This is a genomic window from Photobacterium sp. MCCC 1A19761, assembly GCF_037389125.1.
Lineage (GTDB): Bacteria > Pseudomonadota > Gammaproteobacteria > Enterobacterales > Vibrionaceae > Photobacterium.
Map to the genome: position 1 here is coordinate 1 of NZ_JAZGTF010000049.1, position 9,475 is coordinate 9,475.

At 54.2% G+C, this 9,475-nt stretch carries 9 protein-coding genes; 3 read left to right on the forward strand and 6 right to left on the reverse strand.

Annotated elements, in window-relative coordinates:
* Positions 1 to 526 (forward strand): LysR substrate-binding domain-containing protein (locus VV869_RS23995; RefSeq protein ID WP_337737477.1); only part of this gene is annotated, 526 nt, incomplete at its 5' end.
* Between the two features lie 231 nt (positions 527 to 757).
* Positions 758 to 937: a DUF3012 domain-containing protein gene (locus tag VV869_RS24000; RefSeq protein ID WP_337737478.1), complete on the forward strand. Its 180-nt coding sequence runs from the start codon at positions 758 to 760 to the stop codon at positions 935 to 937.
* 198 nt (positions 938 to 1,135) lie between these two features.
* On the opposite strand, the gene VV869_RS24005 is transcribed toward VV869_RS24000, so the two are convergent.
* From VV869_RS24005 to VV869_RS24030, 6 genes are all read right to left on the reverse strand, one after another.
* Entirely contained in the window at positions 1,136 to 2,125 is a 990-nt protein-coding gene (locus VV869_RS24005) for an NAD-dependent epimerase/dehydratase family protein (RefSeq protein WP_337737479.1), read from the reverse strand.
* Between the two features lie 3 nt (positions 2,126 to 2,128).
* Positions 2,129 to 3,853 carry an ArnT family glycosyltransferase gene (locus VV869_RS24010; protein WP_337737480.1) on the reverse strand — a complete coding sequence of 575 codons (1,725 nt, stop codon included), beginning with the start codon at positions 3,851 to 3,853 and terminating at the stop codon, positions 2,129 to 2,131.
* Between the two features lie 15 nt (positions 3,854 to 3,868).
* Complete coding sequence (locus VV869_RS24015; RefSeq protein WP_337737481.1) at positions 3,869 to 4,519, reverse strand: TVP38/TMEM64 family protein; 651 nt, start codon at positions 4,517 to 4,519, stop codon at positions 3,869 to 3,871.
* Complete coding sequence (locus VV869_RS24020) at positions 4,520 to 5,257, reverse strand: glycosyltransferase family 2 protein (RefSeq protein WP_337737482.1); 738 nt, start codon at positions 5,255 to 5,257, stop codon at positions 4,520 to 4,522.
* A gap of 391 nt (positions 5,258 to 5,648) precedes the next feature.
* Positions 5,649 to 7,040 (reverse strand): alpha-amylase family protein, encoded by a 1,392-nt coding sequence (locus VV869_RS24025; protein WP_337737485.1) that lies wholly within the window; start codon positions 7,038 to 7,040, stop codon positions 5,649 to 5,651.
* Between the two features lie 397 nt (positions 7,041 to 7,437).
* Positions 7,438 to 8,211 carry an MBL fold metallo-hydrolase gene (locus VV869_RS24030; protein ID WP_337737483.1) on the reverse strand — a complete coding sequence of 258 codons (774 nt, stop codon included), beginning with the start codon at positions 8,209 to 8,211 and terminating at the stop codon, positions 7,438 to 7,440.
* 142 nt (positions 8,212 to 8,353) lie between these two features.
* On the opposite strand from VV869_RS24030, the gene VV869_RS24035 reads away from it, so the two are divergent.
* A complete protein-coding gene (locus tag VV869_RS24035) occupies positions 8,354 to 9,343 on the forward strand; it encodes a GlxA family transcriptional regulator (protein WP_337737484.1) in 990 nt (329 codons plus the stop codon).
* Positions 9,344 to 9,475: the final 132 nt, after the last annotated feature.

Consider the following 9,475-nt stretch of genomic DNA (forward strand, 5'->3'; position numbering starts at 1 on the left):
CGCGCTGGTGGACCATCAGGACACCAGCGTCGATCTGGTGATCGATTACTGCCGTCAGCCGCATACCAGCGGCACCTTGCTGATGAGCGAATATTTACTCCCGGTGATGAGCCCGGCTTACCGGGACAAGTTCGACTGGCAGGCGGCGGATTGCTGGCGTCAGGTGGTGCTGCTGCACGACGCCATGCCCTGGCGCGATGCCCGGCCGGACTATGAGTGGCACCACTGGTTTCAAAAAATGGGACTACAGGCCAACAGCCAGAAAGGGCACTACTTTAACCGCACCGATATGGCGATGGCCGCAGCCGAAGCCGGACTGGGCGTCGCCATGGCCCGCGGGGCCCTGCTTCGGGAGGATTTGGACAACGGCAGGTTGGTCTCACCGTTTGAGGCGATTCCGGCCAAGGCCGGTTACTACCTGATCCAACACCGGCACGGTCAGGCGATTGGCTGTTTTATCGACTGGCTTCGCGAAGCCGCCCGAAATCAGGCACCTGCTGCGACCGCATGTCGCGCAAAAACGTGACCGCGTCACGGGAGATCGTGGAAACCGACGGTTCCGCAGCAGCGATTAACCCGATGCTGGTGTAAAAACAGCGATGGCCGAACTGACGGCAAAAGTTCCTGAGAACCATCACATTTTACACTTTGATGACAAGGTTGTTTGTAACAAATTCTAACCTCGTTATTTTATGTCAGATGTTGAAATAGCATCAATCGGCTGCCTCAACCGGGCAGCATATTGAAAGGAACAATCATGCGTTTAAAATTCCAACACGCTCTTCTGACCACCGCCCTGCTGTTCGGCGTGCTGCTGATGCAGGGATGTTCACCGGAAGTCGGCAGCAAAGAGTGGTGTGATGAAATGAAACAGCAACCGAAAGGCGACTGGACGGCCAATGAAGCCAAGGATTATGCAAAGCACTGTATTTTCTAAGCGTGCTGGCGGCCGATCGATCATCACTGAACAATGATGCCTGTGAAAAGGGCTAGCCGAATTGGCTAGCCCTTTTTCCATCCCTGTTTGTCCGGCTAGCTTCTCAACGCCAACATCCACCCACTTCAGCCCAGTGCCAGCGAGGGACAATTCACCATTCTTACCGCGAGCCTTACCACAGGTATTCAGCGCCGTGTCTTACCCTCTGTTCCCTACGTTCGTGCAGCCAGCGTAATAGTGCTGATACCAACGTACAAAGCGGGCAATGCCTTCTTCAAGACCCACAACCGGTGAAAAGTCGATGGCCGCATAGAGCGCTTCGGTCTCGGCATAGGTGAGGTAAACATCCCCGGGCTGCATCGGGCGCAGATGCTTCACCGCCTGGATGCCCAAAGCCTGCTCCAGCGCTTCGACCATATCCAGCAGTTTGACCGGGCTGCCATGGCCAACATTAAAGATCTGATAAGGGGACGCCTCATCTTGGCTGGGGAGGTGCTGAATGCGAGTCACCGCTTCCACGACATCGTCAATGTAGGTGAAATCCCGCTGCATATTGCCATGGTTATAGATCTCGATGGGGCGATGTTCCAGGATCGACTGGGTGAACGAAAACAGCGCCATGTCCGGCCTGCCCCAGGGGCCGTAGACGGTAAAAAAGCGCAACCCCGTGGTTGGCAGCTGGTAGAGATGCGAGTAACTGTGCGCCATTAACTCATTCGACTTTTTCGTCGCGGCATACAAGGATACCGGGCGGTCAACCGGATCCTTGGTCGAAAATGGCACGGATTGATTGAACCCATAGACGGAGCTGGATGAGGCATACACTAAGTGCTGAACCTTGTGATGCCGGCAACATTCCAGAATGGACAAAAAGCCGGTCAGATTGCTCTCCCCGTAGGCCATCGGGTTTTCAAGTGAGTAGCGAACCCCCGCTTGTGCCGCCAGGTGAATGACCTGTTCGGGGCACTCACGGGCAAACAGTTGTGTCATCGCCGGATAGTTTTCAACAGCGATTTTTTCGAACTGAAAATTCGGGTGCCGGATATCGTCCAACCGCGCCAGCTTCAGGCTGACATCGTAGTAATCGTTGAGATTATCGACCCCAATGACCTGATGGCCTTCCTGACACAGGCGCCTGACGACCGCACTGCCAATAAAACCGGCCGCGCCGGTAACGAATAATTTCATCGCTTACGCTCCCTCGTGATCCTGCGGGTGGAACGGCATCTGATACTGTTTGACTTGCTTGGGCGGCTGGCAGCTTGCCTTGACACTGGAGATGTCATACAGCAACCAGAACGTCCGGTGCCCGTAACCGACGGTGTCCGCTTTCTGCGGGTCAAAACACTCGATGTTCTGATGCTGCGGCATCAAAATGTACCGATCCGGTGCGGCCTGCATCCATTGCCAGGCATTCCGATACTGCTCCGCAGCCGGGCTCAGGTAGCTGAAATGCGTTACCGGCTGCTGAGAAAACAGTAAGAACTGCTCTTTAAAATTCACCAGGCCCAGCTCGCCGTGATCGCCGAGCCGAACCGCGATGTTGTCCATAATTTGCTTCGCCGGTGTGCGGATCGGCTCAAGCAGCATATAGCCCCAGGTGCTGTAGAGCAGCCAGGTGATCCCCATCAGCACGCCGAACACGTTCAGGCTCGACTGGTTGCGCAGCCGGTACAACACCGTACTCCAGATCCCCCCGACCACGAGGAAAAACAGCATGAACACGACCCAGTTGGGATCGTCCCCCAAATGCTTTATCAGCGACGGAACCTGAAAAATTAACAGCACCGCCGTCACGAAAAACGCCGCGCTCAGCGTGATCAGAACGCCCTGAATCACCCGCTCTATCCAGCGGTGGATTGGACAACTGGCAAGCCAGGGAGCGCAAATCAGCGCCAGCATCGGCAAGGCGGGGAAGATATACACACCGCGCTTGCCCGGGCTCAGGCTGAAAAACAGCACCACCAGAGCCACCCAAGCGAACAGGCTGATCTGCACGGGATGATTGAAAATATGGCGCCACAATCTGCGGCTCAGCAGCAGTAAGGGGATCGGAAACCAGAAAACAGGAATGACACTAACCAGATAGTAATACCAGGGCTCGATGTGGTGCCACGCATTGGCATAGCGTTCGCCGGTCTGCTTAAACAGAATATTGTCGCGATAGGCCATAAAGTCAGGATTATGGCTGAGCTGAGCCAATATCAGCATCGGGATCAGCCACAGCGCGATCACTCCCAGCATCCACAGCAGGCCGGCCGATGACTTCAAGATCACCCGCCGGTCGAACTGCCGATGTTGCCAGTAGCGCTCTACCATCACCGGGATCAGGAAAAAGACCGGCAGGAAACCAACCCCTTTGGTGATCACCCCCAACCCCATGAAACACCAGCTCAGAAAGAACCAGGGCCAGCTTTCCTGGATATAGAAATGGCGGATAAACCCGTACATGGCCAAGGTGATCCAGCAGGTGACCAGGGCATCAATCTGGGCTGTTTTCGCTTGCAGGACAAACTGCGGCACCAGCATCAGCAGCCAAAAAGCGTGCCGGGCGACTTTCACACTCCACAGCTTGGCCGCCAGGTCGTATACACAAACCAGGGTGATCAGCGAAGCCAGCGCACTCGGCAGCAGAAAGGACACATTGATGTTCCCGGTCAGCCAGTAAAAGAAGGCAATCGCCCACATAAACACCGGCGGCTTATCCGGGTACAGCTCTCCCCCGCGCATGGGAAAGAACCAGTTGCCGGACATCACCATTTCCCTGGCAACTTCGGCAAAACGGGGTTCATCCGCAGGCCAGGGAGAGCGCAGCCCGATCCCGGCCAGAATCACCACCACGGCGAACACCAATAAAATTGACAGCACTTTGTCGTAATCATCACTGAAAAGTCTGTCCGAGAGGCGCTGAATCATTTTCGTATTCCTTCACTAAACGACGGCAGAATGGTTTTTCTTATAGCGCTGGTACAGATAGTGGGTCAGCAACAGGCTGATCATCCCCAGAAACAGACTGGCGACCAGCTGATACTGATGCGCACCGCCAAGCCCGGAGCCTGCCAGAGCGAAAATCAGCGTTTGCGGGATATACCCCAGCAGCGAGGCGGTCACAAACGGCTTCACGGGAACCCCGGCAGCCCCCGAGAACAGATTGGTCAGCAAATTGCTGCCGACCGGAAAGAGCCTGACAATCAGCACCTTGATGAACGGCTGTTTGCGCACAAACAGCTGAAACCTTTGATAGCGATGTCCGAAATAGCGGTTCAGGGCCGACTTTAACATCAGGTGGGCAAGCCAGTAGCAGCCCATCGCGCTCAGGATCGTACTGAGCAGGCACAACAGGAACCCGGTAAACCAGCCAAACGCAAAGCCGAATGTGAACGCAATCAGCTGCCGGGGCCCGCCGCAACCGGTAAACAAGGCCCCAAACAGCACCAGGATTAAGGTCCCACTCATTCCATTGTCAGTAATGTATGCGGCGATCCAGTTCTGATCCGAAATATGCTGCCAGAGGTCGCTATTGGACTCGGCATAAATCCCGATCATCAGCGCGATCAGCACCAAAACCTTGACCACTTTCATCTACAACTCTTCCGGGTTGACCACTTCCACCTGCGGCCAGCGGGTTCTGCGCCGCAGCCACATGACACCAAACAGATCCACGATGCCCACCCACAGTCGATTCCAGACCGTATACTTGGACACCCCTGCGGTGCGTTCCCTGTGGTTGACCGGATGGATCAGGATTTCCCCGTCCATCCGTCGGATCAGTGCCGGCAAAAACCGGTGCATGTGATCAAAGTAAGGCAGTAACAGAAAGGTTTCTTTCGGGAACAGCTTCAACCCGCAACCAGAATCCGGCACCCCATCGCGAAGGAAAAATTGCCGGACAGCATTGGCAACTTTGGACTGAAAATGAACCCAAGGAGTGTCCTTGCGTTTGTTCCGATACCCGGCAATGCAGAAATGCGTTGCTGAAACGCCTTTGGCTTGATCCAGCATCGCCAGAATATCAGCCGGATCATTTTGCCCGTCAGCATCTAAGGTGGCGATCAAGGTGCCGTTGGCATGTCGGATGGCGGAATGAAGCGCGGTACTCTGGCCGCAGCTTTGCGGATGGCGTAATAAAATCAGCTGGCAGCTGAGTCGTTTCGCCGTCTGAATGGCTTCCTGGGCGGTATCATCATCACTGCCGTCATCGGTGAGCACAATTTCAAAATCAATATGCGTATTTAAAGCCTGGTGAATTTCAGTGATTAGCGGCCCGATATTCCCCGCTTCATTTTTTGCCGGCAGTACAATCGATAAAATAGGTTTCATTATCATTCACTTATTATCAGCTTCCAACACTATTAATTAATACCCCTGAAACATGTATTAGCAATGTCTAACCCTCTCAGACATTCATTACATACCAATAGTGTGAAGCCATTCTGAATGAAACCTGATATCCATGAACAGCTTAGGCGGTTAACCGCATCGTCATCACATTCGGTATTCTCAGCCGCGTTTCAACAGGATCGTGCGTGATGAGCAAATAGCCGTGAGTGAAGAACAATCGTCGTGAGCGATAAAAACAGCCTTGAGCAAAGAAAAACAGCCATGAGAAATAAAAAAGGGCTAGCCCTATCGGCTAACCCCTGTTCGTTGCATCAACCGCGTCCATGTGCGCGAATAGCGAAGCCAATGTTCGCTATGAAGCCCGTGTGCGCTATAGAGCCAACATCCGCGCGGTTCGTCCCGGCACCGTCAAGGTGTGATAGCGCGAGGTGATAGTTTCACTGTGACTGCTCAGCTTATCCTGATACGGCATATACCAGTTAAACTCAGTATTGTCGGTATCGATGGTGTAAGAGCGCGCCTCGCCGCATTTATTGATCGCCACCAGTCCGTCTTTTTCACGCTTGAAGATCAGCAGGCACTGATCGCTATACAGCGTCTCCATCGTTTTCCCCTGCATCTGATTGTGGAAGCTGATCATGCTGACCATCTCGCTACGGCTCCAGACATGCTTCCAGCGACCGTTATCCTTATCTTCTCCGGCAGACAGCGCATCACTGTAGATCAGCGGCGTCCCGCCATCCTTGCCCAGGATATAAGCGTAAGCCAACCGCTCGTCAGTCGGGTCCAGGATCTGATAACGGAAACCGTCATTGGTCGGAATATCATGCGTAATGGTAAAGGTGATCGCGCGCTCATCCGCCAGGGCCTGACCGTAGGCTTGCGGATCGTGAAGCTGAGACATGCTGCCGCCAAAGGAGAAAGCAGCGCGAATCGAAGCGAACAGCGGGAAATCGTACGCACCGTGGTTGGTATTGTTCAGATACGGCTCCAGAAACGCATGATAATCGCTGCTGCCTTTGCCGCCGCTGGTGATCACCTCGCCAAAAACATGCATCCCGGAAGTGATGTCCGGGGTGAAGATCTGACTGATCTGATAATCACTCATGTGCTTGACCGCATCGACCCGAAAGCCTTTGATCCCCATCGTTTTTAACGCTTGCAGGTACAAGCGTTGCTGGCTCACCACCCAGGCGTTCGGATCCAGATCCGGCAGCCCGGTATCACCACTCCCCCCGCACAAGCGCCAGTACTGCACGTGGCCGGGATCGCTCCAGTCGGAGATACAGCCAGCCGGGTGGAAATCATTTTCAGAAAACTGCCCCAGGCTGAGATCGCCAAACAGCTTTTGCCGATTCACATAGTCCAGATCCTGGCTGTATTGCGCCAGCAACTCACTGCCGGGATAATTCAAATCGCTGCGTTTCCAACTCTCGTTGGCCATGTGATTGAGTACCACATCGGCATACACCGCCACCCCTTCATTGCTCAAGGCGGCGATCAGCGCCTGCAGGTCTTCTTTATTGCCCAACGGGGAGTCAATCAGGCGGAGGTCCTGCGGCTGATAACGCGCCCACCACTGCTCCCCGGTTGATTTCAGCGGTGGGGAGATCAGCACTTTCTTATACCCTGCCGCCGCGATCGCTTTGGCCTCAGTCGTAATGTCACTATATTTCCAGTTAAAGGCATGCAAAATCGTCTCGGCATGCGCGGCAGAAGCCCCCATGCCGGAAACCAGCAGCACCCCCGCCCCCAACAGCATTGATTTGGAAAGTTGATGCAACGTCGTTTGATGAAAAGTAAACGGTCTTTTTGAAGTAGAAGTAACCATAGGTAAACCTTGTGCTTGAATTATTATTGGAATCATCAATAGGTTATTTCTCCATCACAAGAATCGAGAGCGCCACAGCCTCAGGATGAGAGGAACGTCTCCAACGGTAATAATGAATTCATCATTAATGTGATCGGGGAGGGATTTGGGTGGGGAATGCAAGATAGAAGCAATGCGATCAACACAGACCAGAACAACGTGGAGCCATCAACTCAATCGCCCAACTTTGACAAAGCATGGTATAGCCGACGCCTACAAGCCGGACGTCGGCGATAAAAAAGACCCAGCTGATCAACCGAGCCGCTATGTTTCGGGCACAGCTGACAAGCTATAGCTGATAGCTTTCCCCGTCCTCAGGCACCAGGACAAACGGGTCGATATTGTGGTCGGCAATAAATTCACGCAGTTCAACCCGGCTCAGCGCGGCATGATTCACCGCTTCCAGATGGGTTGTGATAATCGTCGCCTCCGGCGCAGCCTGATGAACAGTCAGGGTATCTTCCTTCCCCATGATAATCGCGCCCAGCCCCGGGATTTGCGCGTCTCCGGCATTGAGAATAATCACCTCCGGGCGATACGTCGCGATGGCCTGTTCCACATGTTGATTCCAGACGGTATCCCCCGCAAGGTACACCGTTTTTTCATCCGGGTGGCTGAGCACCACCCCACTGACCTCCCCTAACAGGCCGCCCAGCACAGCCATGGTCGCATCTGAGCCGTGCTGGCCTCGGGTGATAGCGATTTGCACTTCGCCAAACCGGTCCGTTTCCGTCAAAATCGTCACATTGCTAAACCCTGCCTCTCGAACAAGTTCGGCATCGGCTTCATGCTGAACAAACAGCGGCATGTCTTTGCGAATCATCCTGATTGCCGCTTCATCCCAATGATCTTCATGGGTGTGGGTAATAATCACCGCATCGACATCCAGCACCTGCTCGACACTGAAAGGCAGTTCGACCGTCGGCCAGCGGATGTGACTATTCAGGGTACCCTCAAATCCCGGATATGCTGCTTTGGCAGCCAGGACCGGGTCGACCAGAAACCGTTGACCGGCATATTCAATTTGAACGGTGGCATTGCGTACTTGGGTAAATTTCATCATCGCTTCCTCGTTGTGATCTCGATGGTTATTATCTGCCCAGAGCACCCGGCCTAAAATTGTCCCAAAGGACATTAATGATATAAATCGGGACAATGTTGCTATACTGGTTTTCTATCGATAACCGACAACGCAGGCAAGCCAGATGATCATCAGCGATGGAAAGCTCCCCAAAGTTCAGTCCCGACCGAAAGTGGCCGTGATTGCCTTCAATCAGTTCAGTCCGTTTCACCTCTCTGTGCCCTGTATCATTTTCGGCGAAGGTCTCCTGCGCCAGCCCCTGTTCGACCTGTCTATTGTGGCCGGAGAGCCCGGAGCGATCACCTCCGATATCGGCATGGCCATGACCAACCTGGCGCCAATCGACACCCTTGATCACGCCGATATCATTGTCATTCCCTATTGGCGTAGCCTGACCGAAAAGCCCAACCCGGCATTGCTGGCCAAGCTTGCGGCCTGTTATCAGCGCGGAGCGACCCTGATCGGCCTGTGCCTGGGCGCTTACGTGCTGGCCCACGCCGGGCTGCTGGCGGGGAAAAAAGCCTCAACCCACTGGGAGGTCGAGCAGGATTTCATGCAGCGTTTCCCGGCAGTACAGCTCGACACCAATTCGCTCTATGTCGAGTGCGATCGGTTAATCACCTCGGCCGGTACTGCCGCCGGGCTGGACTGTTGCCTACACGTGTTTCGACAGTACTACGGCAGCGCGCTGGCCAATAAAGTGGCCCGACGCATGGTGATCCCGCCGCACCGTGATGGCGGCCAGGCGCAGTATATTGAGCGACCGATACCGGAAAAAACCGCCGATATCCGAATCAATGAGCTGCTCAACCGGATGCGTCACGATCTAAGCCAACCCTACAGCCTGGATGCACTTGCCGAATCGGTGCTCATGACCCGCCGAACTTTTACTCGCAAATTCAGCAAAGCCACCGGCATGTCCGTTGGAGAATGGCTCACCGCCGAGCGCTTACACGTCGGCCAGGAGCTATTGGAATCAACCGACCTGAGTATCGAGCGCATAGCCGATCAAGTCGGATTCAGCTCGGTGATCGCCTTTCGTGAGAAGTTCAAGCAACGCTTTGCCGTCACTCCGAAAGAGTGGCGTAGAACGTTTCAGGCAAAGTCGGCGTGAGGTGGGGGTGTAGTGGCATAGTTAATTTGGCCATCTGATTAGAGGTGATATCATCACCTCGGAAGTTAACAGGTGACACAATGACAAAACGTAGCAGAAGAACATTTAGTCCCGAGTTTAAACTTGAAGCCG

What these genes read in the sequence shown, in the direction of transcription:
- VV869_RS24020 (WP_337737482.1), bottom strand. Translation starts at nt 5,257, where the DNA reads ATGAAACCTATTTTATCGATTGTACTGCCGGCAAAAAATGAAGCGGGG.
- VV869_RS24015 (WP_337737481.1), bottom strand. Translation starts at nt 4,519, where the DNA reads ATGAAAGTGGTCAAGGTTTTGGTGCTGATCGCGCTGATGATCGGGATT.
- VV869_RS24010 (WP_337737480.1), bottom strand. Translation starts at nt 3,853, where the DNA reads ATGATTCAGCGCCTCTCGGACAGACTTTTCAGTGATGATTACGACAAA.
- VV869_RS24035 (WP_337737484.1), top strand. Translation starts at nt 8,354, where the DNA reads ATGATCATCAGCGATGGAAAGCTCCCCAAAGTTCAGTCCCGACCGAAA.
- VV869_RS24000 (WP_337737478.1), top strand. Translation starts at nt 758, where the DNA reads ATGCGTTTAAAATTCCAACACGCTCTTCTGACCACCGCCCTGCTGTTC.
- VV869_RS24030 (WP_337737483.1), bottom strand. Translation starts at nt 8,211, where the DNA reads ATGATGAAATTTACCCAAGTACGCAATGCCACCGTTCAAATTGAATAT.
- VV869_RS24025 (WP_337737485.1), bottom strand. Translation starts at nt 7,040, where the DNA reads ATGCTGTTGGGGGCGGGGGTGCTGCTGGTTTCCGGCATGGGGGCTTCT.
- VV869_RS24005 (WP_337737479.1), bottom strand. Translation starts at nt 2,125, where the DNA reads ATGAAATTATTCGTTACCGGCGCGGCCGGTTTTATTGGCAGTGCGGTC.